The organism is Dictyoglomus sp. (assembly GCF_049968615.1).
Taxonomy (GTDB): Bacteria; Dictyoglomota; Dictyoglomia; order Dictyoglomales; family Dictyoglomaceae; genus Dictyoglomus; species Dictyoglomus turgidum.
Map to the genome: position 1 here is coordinate 66882 of NZ_JBMFQK010000003.1, position 18152 is coordinate 85033.

At 33.0% G+C, this 18152-nt stretch carries 18 protein-coding genes; 7 read left to right on the forward strand and 11 right to left on the reverse strand.

The genetic code is table 11. The annotated features are described in order from the left end of the window. The first annotated feature begins 6 nt into the window (after window positions 1–6). From ACP5QL_RS03750 to rfaE2, 3 genes are read left to right on the forward strand one after another with little or no spacing between them, the layout of a single operon-like run. Window positions 7–495, forward strand: a complete 489-nt coding sequence (locus ACP5QL_RS03750; RefSeq protein WP_353745323.1) for a D-glycero-alpha-D-manno-heptose-1,7-bisphosphate 7-phosphatase — start codon at window positions 7–9, stop codon at window positions 493–495. Continuing rightward, a complete protein-coding gene (gene rfaE1, locus ACP5QL_RS03755; protein ID WP_012583086.1) occupies window positions 471–1472 on the forward strand; it encodes a D-glycero-beta-D-manno-heptose-7-phosphate kinase in 1002 nt (333 codons plus the stop codon). Before ACP5QL_RS03750 ends, rfaE1 begins: the two co-directional genes overlap by 25 nt. Continuing rightward, window positions 1459–1953 carry a D-glycero-beta-D-manno-heptose 1-phosphate adenylyltransferase gene (gene rfaE2, locus ACP5QL_RS03760; protein WP_012583085.1) on the forward strand — a complete coding sequence of 165 codons (495 nt, stop codon included), beginning with the start codon at window positions 1459–1461 and terminating at the stop codon, window positions 1951–1953. Before rfaE1 ends, rfaE2 begins: the two co-directional genes overlap by 14 nt. On the opposite strand, the gene ACP5QL_RS03765 is transcribed toward rfaE2, so the two are convergent. Together ACP5QL_RS03765 and ACP5QL_RS03770 are read right to left on the reverse strand one after the other, a co-directional pair. Next, window positions 1930–4275, reverse strand: a complete 2346-nt coding sequence (locus ACP5QL_RS03765; RefSeq protein WP_273333731.1) for a glycosyltransferase family 9 protein — start codon at window positions 4273–4275, stop codon at window positions 1930–1932. The genes rfaE2 and ACP5QL_RS03765 overlap by 24 nt on opposite strands. Before the next feature lie 3 nt (window positions 4276–4278). Continuing rightward, window positions 4279–4755: a DUF4330 domain-containing protein gene (locus tag ACP5QL_RS03770; RefSeq protein ID WP_012583083.1), complete on the reverse strand. Its 477-nt coding sequence runs from the start codon at window positions 4753–4755 to the stop codon at window positions 4279–4281. Window positions 4756–4961: 206 nt separating this feature from the next. Between ACP5QL_RS03770 and malE the strand changes: the two genes are divergently transcribed. The 4 genes from malE to ACP5QL_RS03790 all read left to right on the forward strand — a co-directional run bounded on the left by malE (window position 4962) and on the right by ACP5QL_RS03790 (window position 9130). Further along, the gene (malE, locus tag ACP5QL_RS03775; RefSeq protein WP_428125482.1) at window positions 4962–6155 is read left to right on the forward strand and encodes a maltose/maltodextrin ABC transporter substrate-binding protein MalE; all 1194 of its coding nucleotides are present in this window, start codon (window positions 4962–4964) and stop codon (window positions 6153–6155) included. A gap of 55 nt (window positions 6156–6210) precedes the next feature. Next, complete coding sequence (gene malF / locus ACP5QL_RS03780; RefSeq protein WP_428125484.1) at window positions 6211–7728, forward strand: maltose ABC transporter permease MalF; 1518 nt, start codon at window positions 6211–6213, stop codon at window positions 7726–7728. Further along, window positions 7725–8570: a sugar ABC transporter permease gene (locus tag ACP5QL_RS03785; RefSeq protein WP_428125486.1), complete on the forward strand. Its 846-nt coding sequence runs from the start codon at window positions 7725–7727 to the stop codon at window positions 8568–8570. Before malF ends, ACP5QL_RS03785 begins: the two co-directional genes overlap by 4 nt. Window positions 8571–8638: 68 nt before the next feature. Beyond that, window positions 8639–9130, forward strand: a complete 492-nt coding sequence (locus ACP5QL_RS03790; RefSeq protein ID WP_012583079.1) for a DUF4352 domain-containing protein — start codon at window positions 8639–8641, stop codon at window positions 9128–9130. Here ACP5QL_RS03790 and ACP5QL_RS03795 read toward each other — a convergent pair. The 9 genes from ACP5QL_RS03795 to ACP5QL_RS03835 form a co-directional block, all read right to left on the reverse strand. Next, a complete protein-coding gene (locus ACP5QL_RS03795; protein WP_272995096.1) occupies window positions 9071–10345 on the reverse strand; it encodes a ribonuclease HII in 1275 nt (424 codons plus the stop codon). The two genes, ACP5QL_RS03790 and ACP5QL_RS03795, sit on opposite strands and share 60 nt — an antisense overlap. Before the next feature lie 2 nt (window positions 10346–10347). Next, on the reverse strand, window positions 10348–10893 hold the full coding sequence (locus ACP5QL_RS03800) for a D-lyxose/D-mannose family sugar isomerase (protein WP_272995099.1): 546 nt from the start codon (window positions 10891–10893) through the stop codon (window positions 10348–10350). A gap of 18 nt (window positions 10894–10911) precedes the next feature. Further along, a complete protein-coding gene (locus ACP5QL_RS03805) occupies window positions 10912–12162 on the reverse strand; it encodes a hypothetical protein (protein WP_272995100.1) in 1251 nt (416 codons plus the stop codon). Beyond that, window positions 12143–13282 (reverse strand): DUF58 domain-containing protein, encoded by a 1140-nt coding sequence (locus ACP5QL_RS03810; protein ID WP_012583075.1) that lies wholly within the window; start codon window positions 13280–13282, stop codon window positions 12143–12145. Before ACP5QL_RS03810 ends, ACP5QL_RS03805 begins: the two co-directional genes overlap by 20 nt. Further along, a complete protein-coding gene (locus tag ACP5QL_RS03815; RefSeq protein ID WP_012583074.1) occupies window positions 13283–14227 on the reverse strand; it encodes an AAA family ATPase in 945 nt (314 codons plus the stop codon). A gap of 58 nt (window positions 14228–14285) precedes the next feature. Beyond that, a complete protein-coding gene (gene rlmD, locus ACP5QL_RS03820) occupies window positions 14286–15632 on the reverse strand; it encodes a 23S rRNA (uracil(1939)-C(5))-methyltransferase RlmD (RefSeq protein ID WP_272995102.1) in 1347 nt (448 codons plus the stop codon). A 6-nt stretch (window positions 15633–15638) separates the two neighbouring features. Next, the gene (locus ACP5QL_RS03825; RefSeq protein WP_012583072.1) at window positions 15639–16022 is read right to left on the reverse strand and encodes a hypothetical protein; all 384 of its coding nucleotides are present in this window, start codon (window positions 16020–16022) and stop codon (window positions 15639–15641) included. Then, complete coding sequence (locus tag ACP5QL_RS03830) at window positions 16009–16920, reverse strand: KaiC domain-containing protein (protein WP_012583071.1); 912 nt, start codon at window positions 16918–16920, stop codon at window positions 16009–16011. The genes ACP5QL_RS03825 and ACP5QL_RS03830 overlap by 14 nt, the downstream gene beginning before the upstream one ends. Window positions 16921–17044: 124 nt before the next feature. After that, entirely contained in the window at window positions 17045–18001 is a 957-nt protein-coding gene (locus ACP5QL_RS03835) for an L-lactate dehydrogenase (protein ID WP_012583070.1), read from the reverse strand. Window positions 18002–18152 lie beyond the last annotated feature (151 nt).

The following is an 18152-nucleotide window of genomic DNA, read 5'->3' on the forward strand; positions in this document are numbered from 1 at the left end:
CGTGCTATCTTTCTTGATAGAGATGGAACTATTAATGAAGATAAAGGATATGTTTATAAAACAGAGGACTTAGTAATTTTGCCCCATGTTATAGAAGGCTTAAAATTATTACAAAAAAGATTTCTTATCATCGTAGTAACTAATCAATCAGGGGTAGAGAGGGGATATTATACCATAGAGGATGTAGATAAATTTCACAGACATTTATACTACACTTTAGCAAAGGAGAAAGTATACATAGACGACTTTTATTACTGCCCCTATCTTGAGGGAGAGTGCAGAAAGCCAAATCCAGGAATGCTGATTCAAGCAGCAAAGGACTGGAATATAGATTTAGAAAAATCTTATATGATTGGAGATAAAATTACCGATGTAGAGGCAGGTAAAAAGGCTGGATGTAAAACTATAATTATAGGAAAAGAAAATTCTCTTGCAGATTTCTCGGCAAAAAATTTATTGGAGGCAGCCCAATGGATATTAGAGAAAGACTTATAAGAATAATTAATTCTTGGAAAGGGAAAAAAATTGCAGTAATTGGGGACATAATGATTGACGAATATATAATAGGGAAAATAGAAAGAATCTCTCCAGAAGCTCCTGTGCCTGTTCTTGAGATTGAAGAAGAAAAATATGTACTTGGGGGTGCAGGAAATGTGGCTAATAACATAAAAGCCCTTGGAGGAGAACCTTTGCTTTTTGGAGTAGTGGGAGAAGACATAGGAGCAGAAAAGATATTAAACCTCCTAAATCAAAGGGAAATAAAAAATTTTCTTGTGAAAGATAAAGAAAGACCTACTACTACTAAGACAAGACTCATTGCTCTGAGCCAGCAAGTAGTAAGAATGGATAAAGAAAAAAGAAATCCCATAAAAGAAGAGATAGAGATGCTTTTATTAGAAAAAATAAAGGAAAACATTGAAAAAATAGATATATTTCTCCTGTCAGATTATGCAAAAGGAGTACTAACTTATTCCTTTACTAAGAAAATTATTGAGCTTGCCAAAACCTATGGAAAAAAAATACTTGTAGATCCTAAAGGAAAAGACTTTACAAAATATAAAGGAGCAAGCTATATCACTCCTAATGAAAAAGAGGCAAAAATTGCTACAGATATGGAAGAAAATTTTGACATTATAATTTGTGCCCAAAAACTCTTGGAGTTAATAGAAGGAGAAGGTGTAATTATTACTCGAGGAGAAAAGGGCATGTTTCTTTACTTAAAAGATTCCTATTATTTTATCCCTGCCCTTAAAGCAGAGGTCAGAGACGTTACGGGAGCTGGAGATACTGTAATATCCGCCCTGACCTTGGCAATATCTTCTGATGCAAATCCTCTTGAAGCTGCTCTTATATCTAACTTTGCTGGTAGCGTAGTGGTAAGAAAATTAGGAACCAGCACCCTATCTCCTGAAGAAATCATTCAAGTAATTCCTCAAAAAATAAACATAGACAAAAATTATGTGGAGTTCTGAAAGGAAAATTAAAACAAAAGAAGAAATATGTAACATAGCTGAGAGGTTTAGAGAAGAAGGAAAGACTATTGTTTTTACTAACGGATGCTTTGAAATACTACACCCAGGTCACATTACGCTTCTTGAAAAAGCAAAAAGCTTTGGAGATATCTTAATAGTTGGTATCAACAGTGATGAATCGGTAAAAAAAATCAAAGGAGAAAAGAAGCTTATATTTGATGAGAAAAGTAGATTAAAAATAATATCTGCCTTAGAATGTGTTGACTATACAGTCCTTTTTAATGAGGAAACTCCTGAAAATATAATAAGTATCATAAAACCTCACATTCATGTAAAGGGAGGAGATTACAAAGAAGAAGATCTTCCTGAAGCAAAAATTGTAAAAAGTTATGGAGGCAAAATTATAATAGTTCCACTTATAGAAGGTTTTTCAACTACCCAGATAATAAATAAGATTTTAGCTCTTTACAAAGATCATTAATTTTTCCCATACCAAATCCACGGGTATTTTCATACAATCTAAAGATTCGCAAACCCTTTTTCTTTTATCCCAAAGACAAGGCTCACAAGGAAGATCAATCTTTGCCACTTGATAAATGGGATCTATAGGCAAGATCTCAGCAGGATTTGTAGGACCAAAAAGAGCCACAATAGGTTTTTTGAGAGCAACACCAAGATGAAGAGGAGCAGAGTCTAAACAAACCATGACTTTTGAATAATATATCCATCCTAAGAATTCCTCTAAGGACTTGGGAGAAACAAATTTGCCATCAGGAACTTTTTCCTTTAATTCCCTTATACTATCTTCTTCATCGGGTCCATAAATAATCACATAATCTATATTGTGCTCTTTCAATCTCTTTATTAACTCTACCCAATTTTCCTCAGACCATCTTCTATCTATACCCCTTTTAATACTCATCTTACTTACACCAGGATGCAAAAGCGTATATTCAAAAGGCTTCAATCCATATTCTCTAATTCTCCTTTCGACCTCCTCTTTTATACCTTCTGAAAGTTCTATTTCAGGATTAGCATAAGAAGCATCTTTAAAGATTGCCTCCACAAGCCTGAAATGAACCCTTGCCATATATTCATTTCTCTTTGAAGAAGCCTTATGAGTATACAAAAAGCTCAAAGGATTCTCTTTATATCCTGCCCTTATAGGTGCTCCTACAAGATACATAAAAATAGGTATAAAGAGGGACTTTCCCGTAGAAATTGAGATATCATAATTTTCTCTATGAAGTTTTGTTAAAAGATACACTGTATCTTTTAATGAAAAATTTTCCTTAGGATTAAATTCTATTACATCCATTTTCAAAAGATCATAAATTTTTCTACCTCTTCTCTCTGTAATTATAGTTATTTTAGGATTAAGCTTTTCTTTAAGAGCTTTTATCACAGGAAGAAAAAGTATTTGATCACCTAATCCTCCTAAGTTAAAAAGCAGTATTTTCGATTCCTTTTTATCTTTATATAAATTCACAAGTATACTAACAGAAAACCAAAAAATAATTTGAGGATAAGGTCTATACCAAATAGTGTCTACAAAACCATGGAAAATGGGAGCAACAACTGATGATAATGAAGTTATCCCAATTAACTTTTGTTCCATATCCCATGAATCATACCTTTTAATAAACCTACTAAAGAGATAATATAGCATCAGAAGAAATACTATAAGAGCAAATATTCCTCCTTCGATTCCTATTTCCATAAAAAGATTGTAAGATGCAAGAGCAGTAAATTTAGGCTCCATATAAAAGGCATAAACTCTCCTAAAAACATCATTTCCAAGCCCAATTCCTGTTAAGAAAAAGTCCTTAAATATCTTAAAAGATCTTTCCCATATAACTATCCTTGTAGCATTAGAGGAATGTCCCCAAAGGGTAAAAATTGAGAATATCCTTTTTTGAAGATAAGAAGATTTTAAGAAAATTCCCACTCCTAAGAATACTAAAGCTATAATGAAGGTTAATAAAATTTTCCTCTGTCTCCTATTTGCAAATCCCCAAATCATATGAATAACGAAATAAAAATACAAAATCAAAGAAACAAAGAAGCCAAAATAGGCTCCTCTTGAATAAGTCCAAATTATAGAAAGGAAAGAAAGTAAACTTGCAAGAAGAGGAATACTTTTGAATCTAAAAATAAAGATGGAAGAAAGGATAAAAGGAAAAATGCCAATTAAATATCCTCCAAGAAGATTTGGATTTTGAAGGGTCCCATAAACCCTTGTTACATTCTCACCAACAAACTCCACATCTTCCCAACCTGCAAGAGGGGGAACTTTTATTATCCACTGATAAAGACAATATAGGGACAATAAAAAGGTAGAAAAAAGTATAGCAAAAATAGCTCTTTTAACCTTCTCTTTATTTTTAAATACATCTCTGAAGACTAAGAATATTCCAAAATAAACACAGAATTTTAAATAACCCTTTATGGCAGGCATCAAATAGGGGGAAAAGAACGTAGCCACAAGATTTATCAACATGAATAAAATATAAAGTAAAGTAAAAGTATCAAGACTTTCAAAAAATTTTCTATCCTTAGCCAAAAAGGTATCAACAACCCATAAAATAAAAGCTATAAAAATTCCAACAGCAATCTTTCCTGAGGATAAAAAAGGAAGCAAAAAAAGGAAAATGTAAAGATAATATTCTAAAACCAGATGAAAGAAAGGAAAAAAGAAGGATGTAGAAATAATAGGCTCAAGCTTGGTTTTTATCTTATCTTCTAATAAATTTAGAACCTTAAATATTAAACTCTCTTTCCAAACCTGCATTAACCTATCCATAAATTAATACCTTAATGCAGAGATAACTCCATTTACATCAAGTTTATAGCTCTCAATACTAATAGGCATACCTACCTTTACTTTTACTCCAAGAACCACACCATCCTCAGTAATATACCCTTTTGAAGTAAAAGTTATAAGCATATCCACGTTAAAAGGATTGTTAACATCTTCTATGAAAGTATAAGTACCATTAAAATTAGGAATAAGCATTTTTTTCTCATAAATTTTTACATCTTTAACAGTAACCCAAGCAAAAGGTTGATTTTTAATTCTTATAAAGGCTTTATCACCTGGCTTTATAACCTCTTTATCATTAAGAGGCAAATTTCTCACTATCATATCTATTTCTATTTCTTTCTCAACCCCCTGAACCCTTGCAAGAGGAGTTTTACCCTCTCTTACTAAGAAAAAACCAAGAATTCCAAGTAGAATAACAAGAAACACTACAACATCAAAAACGTTTATTTTTAACCTCATACTTTTCTACCTCTCCTTCCTAAAATATATCCATTAAACAAGAAAAATTATATCACAAAAAATTTTCTCTTATATCTTTAAAGAAATTTTAATTTGTGATATAATTTAATTAACACGAGTTAGGTAAGGAGGTGAAAGAGAGGAAATAACATAAAAATCATATCTCTTTAAATTTTAAAATTAAAAATTAAAGGGGGTAAAGTTTTATGAAAAAAGTTTTAATTTTAGTGCTCTTACTAATGGTGGTTTTCTCTCTTTCTAAAGCTGCTGTGCCCGGAAAAATCACCATATGGACTTCAGAAGCACAAGTAAAAGGACTAAGAGAGTTTGTAAAAAACTTTAGCACCAAATATGGCATTCCAGTAGAAGTTAGCGAAGTAAGTTTCAGTGACATAAAGCCAAAATTTATTACATCAGCTCCTACAGGAGAGGGACCAGATATAATTGTTGGAGCCCACGATTGGATTGGAGAATTAGCAGTTAACGGATTACTCCTTCCTATCGATTTCCTACCCAAGAGTATCTTAGATCAATTTACACCTGTCACTCTACAAGCTATGTCCTATGGTGGAAAACTATATGGTATCCCCTACTCTATGGAAGCAGTAGCCTTAATATACAACAAAAACTTAGTTCCTAACCCTCCAACCACCTATGAGTCATTAGTAAGAACAGCTAAGAATCTTACAAAAGGAGGAATCTATGGATTCCTCTATGATTACAACAATTTCTACTTCAGCTTTCCATTCTTTTCTGCTTTAGGTGGTTATGTATTCAAAGAAACACCTAATGGGCTCGATCCATTAGATATCGGGCTTGCCAATGAAGGAGCCATAAAAGGAGTAGAAAAACTTGTGAATTTATTTAAAGAAGGTATCTTAAAACAAGGTGTAGATTACCAAACCACTACAAGTTTGTTCTCAGAAGGAAAATTGGGTATGATGATAAATGGTCCATGGGAGATTGATAATATTAAAAAGGCAAATATTAACTATGGTGTTGCCAAACTTCCCAAGATAGATGGAAAACCCATGAGACCTTTTGTAGGAGTACAAGGCTTTATGATAAACTCAAGATCACCCAATATTGCTATTTTAAAAACCTTTGCCCTTGAAGTTCTCGCCACAAAAGAATTAGAACTTAAATTATTCGAGACTGATCCCAGAATCCTTGCAAGAAAAGACGCATATAAAGTGGTTTCTTCAAATCCTGATATAAAAGCCTTTGGAGCCAGCGCAGCTGACGGGATTCCTATGCCGAATATTCCTGAAATGGGTCCTGTATGGAGCTATATGGGAGATACTCTAACTTTGATCACATCTGGGAAGAAAGCTCCTGATGTAGCTCTTAAGGAAGCTGTAGCACAAATTAAGGATGCTATCTTAAAGGCAAGAAAGTAAAAAATTAGGGGGAGAGAGCAGAAACTCTCTCCCCCTTTGAAAAAGGAGGGAATGTATGAACCTTCTTATGCCTTTTCTTCCCATAATATATGCTGGAATTATAGTAGCAATTGGAACATTTTTCAGCTATATTCTAAGCATAATTGCAGGCTTTGTTTGGGGTTTAATTTTCTTTCTCGTAGTATTTTTATTTGCTCTCTTAATTGTTCATCCTAAAAGCTATCCCTGGAGATACATAGTACCATCTTTCTTACTCATGTTTATGTTCATGATTTATCCTATAATATATACAATCCAGATCGCTTTTACAAACTATGGAACAGGTCATATTCTTACAAAAACCCAAGTAATAGAACAGTTGGAAAAGGAAACTTTCTTGCCAGAAAATACTCAGAACTTTGAGTATGAGATCTATAAGGCAAAAACTGGGGAAATATTACTCCTTTTTCGAGATAAAAGCAAAAATATCTACAAGATTGAAGATAAAAAACTTATCAAAATAGGAGAAGGAGATTTTCCTAAGGAGTATTCTAACTACAAAATTGTTCCTCAAACTCAAAAATATGGAGAAATCTCAAAACTACAAAATATCAAAATAGAACTTGAGAATGATACCTTTTTACAAATGTCAGACTTAAACACATTTTCCATTTATAGACAAAGATATAAGTATATATCAACAGAAGATGTTTTAATAGACAATCTCACAGGAGAAAAACTAATTCCTAAGAATGGATTTTTTGTAAGACCTAATGGGCAAGAAATTTTGCCAGGTTTTGTCACAAATGTGGGGATAGAGAATTTTATAAGACTTTTTAAGGATGAAAGGGTTTCAAAACCATTTTTAAGAGTTTTTATCTGGAACGTATTATGGGCAACTTTGACTACCTTTATTAACTTTGCCTTTGGACTCTTTTTAGCCCTACTTATGAATGACAAAAACTTAGAATTTAAAGGTATATATCGTACCCTTCTCATAGTACCATGGGCTATTCCTTCTTTTATTTCTTTACTTATTTGGGTTGGTCTTTTGAATACAGAGGTAGGAGTAGTAAACAGAATACTTCTTTCTATTTTTGGGGTAAAAATACCATGGTTTTTGGAGACTAAGTGGGCAAGACTTGCTCTCTTTGTAGTTAACCTTTGGTTAGGATATCCTTATGCTATGACCGTATGTCTTGGATCTCTTCAAAGTATTCCTGAAGAGTTATATGAAGCTGCAAAAGTAGATGGAGCAAGTTATTTCCAACAACTTAAAACCATAACCCTACCCTTATTACTTACTGCCATTGGACCACTTATTGTTGGTACTTTTGCCTTCAATTTTAATAATTTTAATGTGATATATCTTCTTACAGGTGGAAAACCCCCTATGGCTGATATATCATCGGTAGCAGGTACAACTGATATCTTAATCTCCTATACTTATAAACTTGCCTTTGAAGGAGGAAGAGGGCAAGATTACGGACTTGCAGCCACCATATCCATAATTGTATTTCTAATTGTCGCATTGTTAAGTCTTCTAAACTTCTGGATCTCTGGAATGTTTAAAAAAGAGGTGAGATATGAATGAAAAAAAATAATTTTTTAAACCATATTCCTAAACACTTACTCATATGGATCATCTTAGTGTTTACATTTTTTCCAGTAGCATGGACTGTATCAGCCTCATTAAGAGCTGGTGGTGGGCTTGTAGGTCAAAAACTAATTCCTGAGGTTTTAACCTTAGAGCACTATTCAAATCTAAAAGCTATAGGATTTTTTAATTGGATTAAAAATTCCCTAATAGTATCCTTAACTACTGCCATTCTTACAGTTTTTTTTGTATCTCTTGCAGCATATGCATTCTCAAGATTTAACTTTTGGGGTAAAAAATACTCCCTTCTTACTCTTCTTATCTTACAAATGTTCCCAGCAGTAATGGGAATGGTAGCAGTATATCTATTACTCTTTCATATTGGTAAATACATTCCTTTTTTAGGGTTGAATACTCTATCAGGATTAATAATGGTTTATCTTGGAGGAGGCGTACCCTATAACATATGGCTTATGAAGGGATTTTTTGACAGCATTCCTGACTCCTTAGAAGAGTCTGCTTTAATTGATGGAGCCACAAGATTCCAAGCCTACTATAAAATAATACTTCCCCTTGCTACTCCTGTTTTAGCGGTAGTAGCAATAAATTCCTTTATAGGAACATATTCTGACTTTCTATTAGCAAGTATTATTTTAAAGGATCCATCAAAATATACCTTTGCAGTTGGCTTAAGAAACTTTATATCAGGGATGTATGATGTAAGATGGGGAGATTTTGCTGCAGCCTCCATTGTTGGAGCCTTACCCATTGTGATATTATTTTTATCCCTTCAAAATCTTATAATCTCAGGTTTAACCCGTGGTGCTGTTAAAGAGTAAGGTAGGGAGATCCTACCTTACTCTTTAAAATATGCTATAATTAAACAAAAAAATTAAGAGGGTAAGGTATGAGAAAAGGAGTAATTCTTATAATAATATGGCTTTTATTCTTTAGCCTTTCTTTTGGAGAAACCACACCTCTTATAATTCAAGGAAAGGAAGTAAAAGGAGAAAATCTTGACGGTCTTATAGTATACATTCTTAAAGTTCAAAAAATAGAAGAACTTCCCTTATACTTGGATTTCAAATATCTCCCAGAAGGAATCTTCTATATGGTTAATTTATTTATATGGAATAAAACCGAAAAGGAGATATTACTTACCCACAATAATTTTAGTTTAATCGACGATGATGGAAGAAAAAATCCTGTAAGCACCTTTGCCTCCGTATATTATGCCTTAAGGGACTATAATGTCTTTTTTAAGAAATATATAAAACCTGGAGAGTTAATGGAAGGATATTTAATCTTTGAAATTAATAAATCAAATACTCCTTATAAATTAAACATTGTAGATATTCCTGAAAAAGGAAAAAGCTATACTGTCTCCCTCAATCTTTAGGGTTAAAAACTTTGAAAAAGCCCTTTTAAGAATTAGTATTCTTCCTATATCCTCGTAGGGAGTAAGAAGCTTCCTTAAAGAATTATCAACTAAAAAACTAAACCCATCAAATAAGTAGGAATTCTTAATAATTTCAAAAAAAGAGTAAAAGCTCTCTTTTTCTAACTTAATAATTCCACTATGATATTTCATAGCCAGCTCAAGATCTTTTATCTCCTTACCACAAAAGGAACAAAGAAATCTATAATCTTTTAAAATTACCTTACTACTTTCTTTACCACAAAAGAAGCATCTAAAATTATCCTCGGATATTAAATTATAAAAAGAAGGCTTTTCCTTCTTAATCCTTTTTCCAAAAGATCTTCTGATAAACCACAGATCCTCCTTGGAATAATTTTTTAAGAAGGATTCCAAGGCTTTATTAGACATATTCCCCTTGATTAAACTTTCTGGAATTTCATATCTTTCCTGCAAATTTTTTAATATGCTCTCCCTGTAAGATTTTGCAATTAAAGATGCCAATTTAGCTTCTAAAAATTTATCTTCCGACTCTGTGACAATAATAGTTTCAAAATTGTTTTCTCCCTTTATAATCTCCAAAAACCTTTGCAATCCCTCTCCTACTCCATAATCGTCAATTACGATTCTTACTTCTTTTCTATAAGGTAAATCAGTAATTAACTGCTTTATGAGTTTCATATAAGACAAGTCCAAGAGCTGGTTAATATTAAAACGATCAATTTCTCGAGGCTGAATAATATCAATAATATAATAAAACCCATCGGATATAAGATCCTCAAGTACCTTTAGTATCCTTGTCCAGTACTCAAAACCATGAGATTTTTTTGTATCAGGAGTTTTTAACTCGGAGGGTATCTGGGAGATAACGTCTTTTCTTATAAGAACTCCACAAGTTATAATTGGTCCAAATACTTCTCCCTTACCTACTTCGTCAAATCCTAAAACATAGTCTTTATTCAAATCATAGCTCTTACTAACAAGTTTATCTATTTCATCCCAAATATTTATGACCTTGGCTGAAGGAGTACTATACAACTTACCAGAAGTATAATATATAAAAGTGCTACCTCCTAATTTTATTCTCCATAATTCATAAGAATTTTTAATAGATTCCTCCACACCTCCCATTTTTATCAAATAACTTTTTATTTTCTCACTTTCATTAATATCTAACTTCCAACTTCTCCCATACAATTTTAATCTTCCTCAATCACAGGAATTCTTCTTATTTCAGGATCTGTAAAGATATCATATTCATCTGAATTTCGGGTAGAAAATTCTGAAACAATAGCGCCTTCATCTCCTGCTTGAAACCAATGGGGAGTGTTAGGGTAAAGAGTATATTGCTCCCCCGGATTCAGTTCTATCTCATGCCAAACAGTAAAATACTTTTTCTTTTCTTCGGGAACAATAGCTTTAGGATTCTCCGCAGGCTCGCCAGGAACATAAAGATAAACTTTTCCCCATCTACATCTAAAGGTTTCTTCCTTACCAAGATCTCCGCCGAAAGGAGGATGCCTATGTTCTGGACAAGTTTGTCTTGGAAATAGAATAAGTTCTTTAGCACAAACCCTCTCTGTACTCACATAGGTCAGAATTTGTAGGCCAAATACATCAATTTTCCCAAGTCCAAAATCAGCTACTTCAATTCTATTCTTCTCCTCATCAGTAATAACAATATGAGCCCTCTCTAGAAACTCAATAGCCCTCTTCTTTGCCCTTTCATATTCCGACCTCTTCATTTTCAAACCCTCCCCTATTCACTTTTTAAACAATCTCCTATAGAGAGAAATAAACTCTTTATCTAAATCCCTTGAGCTTTCCATCCTATTATACCTCACATATATATAAATCTCTCTTATTCTTCTTAAAACTTCAGAATCAAAAAGCTGAAAAGTCTTCTTATAGACATCTTGAGTAGTATCTGAAGGTTTTAGATCTACCCCAAGATTTTTACTCCTCATAAGATATTTCCTATAATACTCCCTCACTATCCCTAAATTTCTCCCTTCAAGAAACCTTCTTATTGCATTCCATGGGTTTATCTGAGAAAATAAAAATTCTCTCTCCTCTATATAATTCTCACCTTTTGTTTGAGAAGAAAATACCCTTCTTATTACCCACAAAATTATTAATATTATTACTCCTGTAACTAAAATATAAAAAGAAATCACAAGCAAGATATCAATTATTTCTGAATGAGACTCTCTCCTATCCCAAAGAAGTCTTAATAGTCTACTCAAATTAGGATCCATTCTAAAATCTCGAGTATTCAAACTTCCAATAAGTCCTCTTTTTGCCATAAAATTCAAAACTAAATAAAAGATCCAAGAAAGAATATAACCTATTACTATAAAAATTACTGCTATAACTGTGGTGAATAGAAAATAAACTATTGAAAAGATATTGCTAGTTATGAAAAATATTTTATCTCTAACCCCAGGAATACTCAAAAGAGCCGACAAAGAAATTACTCCAAAAGCATATCTTAGATTTAAAGAAACTAATTTCTTATCCTCAATCTTATGCTCCATATATCTTAAAGTTCTGAGAAGAAAAACACTAACCACAAAGTACACTAAAAGGGAGGGTAAAACTGTAAGCTCAAAATTCATAAACCTACTTGTAGAAAGATATCTCATAAAAAACGAGATTATAAAAATAATAATAGCTATAGGACTGGTTTTTCTATAATGATCTACCGCAAGACCATAGCTTACTGACTTTTGAGTTAAAAGCAGATATGTAGATATTAAGGAAATGAGTAGAATTAATATCTTTTCATATGTTCCCAAAGGTAAGAAGATAATTGAGATATAAGGAATTAATACAAAAAATCTTAATTTTTCCGAAAGAAAATTCTTTAATATATGGGCCATAAAAGAAAGAAAAATAAGAAGGGGAAAGAAATAAAAAGGAACAACTGGATTATACATTATAATAACCGCCGCCATAATTAGAGAAAATATAAAAGATATTCTGGTTATTAAATCAAGATATAGAAGCCACATTTTTCTCCCTTCTCAAGGAATATTTCAGTATCTTTGGCGAAAGAAAGCTAAGATTGTCATCATAATACGTTATTAATATCACTTTCGTTAAATCAGTATCAAGAGCAGAGATATATGGAATATATTCCCTTAAAAGATAGGGCGTAATTATTACATAGGTAGAGATCATGAAGTTATTATTCCTCATAAAAGCCTTTATCACTTCCTCAAAAGGAACATTAACATTATAAGAAAGCCTCCCTAAATATTCCAAGAAAAGTTGAAGATGAGCATCGCCCATACCTGGATAGACTGTATTCTCATCTCTTGAAAATCCATAGATTAAAGAGTTAGTAGTAAAACCAAAAGGAATCTTTCTTTCATGAAATATCTCCCCTACACTTCTCGCTACCGATATACATTCCTCAATACTTTTCTCATCCATTTTGATCCAGTAAGGTTTAGAGCATTCCACATTTAAAAATATCATGGCATTGTTCTCATAGGTAAAATCAAAATTTTTTACGAGAATCTTGTTATGTTTTAAAGAAAGAGGCCAATGAATGGTTTTGGCTGGCTCCCTTCCTGTATAATCCTTAACTCCGATAATCATGGTAGGATCTTCTATAATCCATCTCTTTACTGAAGTATCCCCATTAAAATTTCCATAGGGGATCAAATCTTTCTCAAGATCTTTTCTTTTAGGAAGAACTACTAAGTCTTGAACAAGAGAAATGGACTTAGTTTTTAAATTCAATCCTAAAAAATCTCCTCCACAAAGCTCTACATTTCCAAACACGTATCTTCCTCTTTTAGTACAAGTAGCAAGGTATTTTCTTTTTATTCTCTGATAAGGTAGAAGAAAAAAAGTCATAGTATGATATAAAAAGTCCTTTGTTCTCACCTTATTTACTTGAAATTTATACTCAATGACTGAGGGTAGTTCTTGAATAACCTGAAGAAACGTAACAGGTATAAGTTTTCTATTTTCAACCACTACTTCAATATATATATCTTCTGCTATTTCAGCAACTCTCTTCGAAAAATTTCTATTGAAGTATACCTTGTCAAGGATATATCTTTTTGATAATTCGTTTAACAAAATACCAATTAATATTAAAAAAAGTAAGAGATATACCATTTAAAATTCCTCTAATGGGACTTTAACATTGTCAACAATAATATTGATATTCTCATATATATCCTTAGTTCTGGATGCACCCATAGAGATTATCCTATGATTCAGTATAAAAGGAGCAAGGTACTTTATATCTTCAGGTATTACGTAATCTCTACCATTAAAGAGAGCATAAACTTGACTTGCCTTAAAAAGGGCAATACTCCCTCTAGGACTTACTCCTAGAAGAATAGTATCGGAATTTCGAGTATACTCTACTATGTCAAGAAGGTAATTCAGTACTTCTCTCGAGATTTTTACATTACTAAAATTATTTCTTAAATACTCTATTTCATCAAAATTTACTACACTTTCCACATCTTCAAGCATGTCCCTCTTTTTATTTCTATTTATAATTTCTATTTCCTCTTCTCTCGTGGGGTATCCAATCTTTATTCTCATAAAAAATCTATCCAGTTCTGCTTCAGGAAGAGGAAAAGTTCCGTAAGTTTCTACAGGATTTTGAGTTGCAAGCACCATGAAAGGATCAGGAAGCTTCCAAGTAACTCCATCTACAGTAACTTGCTTTTCTTCCATTGCTTCTAATAAACTACTTTGAGTCCTTGGAGTTGCCCTATTTATTTCATCAGCAAGAATAACATTAGCAAACAATGGTCCAGGCCTAAATTCAAATTCCCCTTTTTTCTGATTATAAAAATTAATCCCTGTAAGATCTGAAGGGAGAAGGTCTGGAGTAAACTGAATTCTCTTAAAACTTCCTCCAATAGTTTTAGCAAAAGCTTTTACCATAAGAGTCTTCCCAAGTCCAGGCACATCTTCTAATAAAACGTGTCCTCCACATATAAAAGATATTGCTATAAGCTCAATTATCTTTTCCTTCCCTACTATGGCCTTTGAAACGTTTTTCACCACTTTTTCCTTAAACTCTACATATCTATCAACATCCATGAAAAATCCTCCTAAACAACTTTTTGTTTTTTATTTTATCACTTTCCTAACTAATTTTTTATCCCTTTTCAAGTAAGGCAATATTCTCCACATGAAAAGTTTGAGGAAACATATCTACAGGCTGAATATTCACCAAATTATAACCAGCATCCACAAGAATATTCACATCCCTTGCTAAGGTTGAAGGATAACAAGAGATGTATATAATCTGCTTAACCTTAGCACGGATTATAGCCTCAAGAAGATTTTGATCACATCCCTTTCTTGGTGGATCCAACACTATAGCATCAGGAATCTTCCCATCCTCGATTAATCTAGGTATTACCTCTTCAGATCTTCCCCAAATAAACTCCACATTTTTAACCTTATTTATTCTCGCATTCTTCCAAGCATCTTCAATAGCTGATCTTTCTACTTCTATCCCATACACTTTTTCAGCTTTTTTAGAGAGAAAAAGAGAAATAGTTCCAATTCCACAATAAGCGTCAAAAACCAATTTACTATTAGGGGATAAATACTCTAAAGCCTTGTTATAAAGTTTTTCCGTTTGAATAGAATTTATCTGAAAAAAGGAAACAGGAGATATCTCAAATATAAATTCTCCAATTTTATCTCTTATTACCTCCTCTCCCCATATAAGTCTACTCTCTTCCCCAAAGATCTCATTTGTCCTTTTAGGATTGATATTTATATAAAAAGACTTTAAATTCTTAAGTCTATATCTATAAAATCTTGCAATCTTTTTGGCATTATCAATCATCCCTTTGGAAACAAGAACCACCATAAGATCATCAAAGGCAAAAGATCTTCTTACCACTACAAACCTCAAAAGTCCTGTGTGTTGAAGCTCATTATAAACTTCTATATGAAATTTTTTTATAGCTTCTTTTGTGGTTTCTATAACTTTATCCGCATCTTCATGTTGCACTATACAACCACTTATATCTACGATGTGATGAGTATTGGGCTTATAAAATCCTAAAACTACCTTTCCTCTTCTTTTTCCTACAGGAATTTTTGCCTTGTTTCTATATCTGTAAGGGTTTTCCATACCTATTACAGGATTTATCTCCTTTTCAATCTTTCCAATTCTTTTAAAAGCATCTTCTACAATCATTCTTTTTAATTCTAATTGATAACCATAATTAACATGCATTAAATGACATCCTCCACATTGATAAAATACATTACAAGCAGGTTCACATCTTTGAGGATCCTTTGTTATAAACTCCACAATTTTTCCAACAGCATAATCCCTTTTTGCTGTATGAATTTTGATTTTAACAACCTCTCCAGGAAGAGCATAATCTACAAACACTACAAAACTATTTATATAAGCAATCCCCTGTCCTTGAGAATTTATTTTCTCAATCTTTACTTGATATTCTTCTCCGACTTTAACCATATACCTTTATTCTATACCAAGCTCCTCTTTTACTTTTCTATAGGCTAATTTAGCAAGCCCCCCTGCCACATGAGTTTTTATCTCTTTCTTTTTTAACTCATCTTCAAGGACATCAAGAACTATATCAGGATCTGCTTTAAGAATATTCCTTACTGTTTGCTTTGTCAGTCCAAGAAACTCGGCTATCTCTGCTTCTGTCTTCATATACCTATCCCTCAATATTACTGCATAACAAGCCTCAATAAGGCTTGGAACCCAAGTAAGGTTTCTATAGAGAATTAATTTCCTTGGTCCACCCAGAATATCAAGAGTCTTTAAAAAGGTCTTCATAGCAAGACTATCGAGCTCATCTTCTTTTATAGGGATCTCATCACCACTAAGTATTGGCATCAGCCTTCACCCCCTTAGAAAGTTCCTTCAAAGATTGACCAATTCTCACTAAACCATTCCTGTCAATCTCAAGAAGATAGGTATCAGTACTATGTCCACACATCCTACAACCATCTATTCTAAAAAGTCTGACCAACTCTCCCATAGGTCTTTTATACATCCTCTCCATATACTGACTACTAATTAAAACCTTTGAAAGGACCATAGTTCCATCCACTATGTGAGATATGGCAAAACCTCCCGCTGCTTCGGCTGAAAATTCTTCTTGGCTAGATCTTTTTTGAGAAATAAATATAGCTGTTTGATACCATTTCTTCATAAAATTAAAAAGTTGCCGTACAATAATCCTTGCCATCATTTCCTTAGCCTCATAAAGTCCAGTTATAGAATCTATTACCGTATATTTTATCTTATACTTTTTTATGGCATGGGCAAGGGTTGCAAGAAGAGTGGGCACATCTTCCCTAAGTTTGGAGTAAGAAGCTGCATCAATAAACACAATATTCTCATCAATTACACTTTCTTCTACACCCATTGCAGCAGCTCTTGACTTCATAGATGTAGCCACAAAATGAGCTGGAGACTCTACTGTAATAAAGGCCACCGCATTTCCTAAAGAAGCTTGTTTTATTGCAAATTGCTCTCCCATAAGACTCTTACCTGTATCAGAAATTCCCGTCAGGTTGAATACGCTATACTGAGGAATTCCTCCTAAAGGTACAACTCTTGTTTTTCCTTTTTCAATTTTTGTTGTAAAAAAAAGATTATCAAGTCCTTCTATTCCAGTAGGAATACCTCTTATTTCTACAGCCCTATCACCTATGTCTTTCAAAGATAAAATTGCATCTTCTACTACCTCATACTGAGTCTGCTGATAACTTCTTTCCTCTTTTTCCATGCTCTCATCTCCCCTTTTTAAAGAGAAATTTATTAAAGTATATCAAAAATTTTAAATTAAAATATAAAACTTAAAGCCCCGGGAAGGGGGACCCGGGGCTCTGGGTTAGAAGGAGAGGCTGAGGTTATAGTGAGGAGAGGGAGAGAGAACTAAAAGAATCTATTACTTCCTTTATCAATTTCGCTGACTTATAAAGCTCTCTTTCTTCCTCTTCTGATAATTTCACTTGTAAAACCTTTTTCACCCCATTTCTTCCGACTATAGAGGGTAAACTTAAAGGTATATCTTTAAACCCAAAAATCTCCGGATGAACTATGGAGACAGGAAGAATCCTATTTTCATCTCGGGCTATTGCCTCTACTATGTTTACAAGGGCAAGTCCTATAGCATAGTAAGTTGCACCTTTATATTCAATTATTTTATAAGCAGAATTCCTTACCTCCTTTATTATCGCCTCTTTCACATTATCCTCAAAACATCTCTTACCACAAACAGGACAGAATTCCGAAAGAGAAATGCCACCAATATGAGTCAAACTCCAGGCTAAAACCGCAGTATCTCCATGTTCTCCTATTACATAAGCATTTACAGATCTGGGATCTACATCACAATGTCTTGAAAGAAGATAAGCAAACCTTGAGCTATCAAGAACAGTTCCCGAACCTATCACTTTATTCCTGGAGAAACCAGAGAACTTATAAGTAAAGTAAGTTAAAACGTCTACAGGATTGGTCACGATCAAGAATATTCCATTAAAACCACTCTGAACTATTTCTGGAATAAGACTCCTGTAAATATTGATATTCCTATCTAAAAGCTGCAACCTTGTTTCTCCTGGTTTTTGTTTAGCTCCAGCGGTGATAACTACCATGTCTGAATCCTTAGCTTCCTTCAAATCTCCTGCTCTTATTTCTACAGGCTTTGTAAAGTATATTCCATGAGCTAAATCTAAAGCCTCCCCTATCGCTCTTTTTTCATCTATATCATAAAGTACAATTTCTTCTATTAGACCTTTATGAATAAGGCTATAAGCGAAGGATGTTCCAACAGCACCTGCACCTACGATTAATACTTTTTTCATTTAAATCACCTACTCTTTTAGTATGAATTCTAAATATAATTAAATCAATACTATTCCAAAAAGTCAATTAAAGAAATATTAAGAAATTAAAAATCTCAACAAATCAAGGTTATTGAAAAATCCCATATAAAAGTGCTATATTCATAGATAA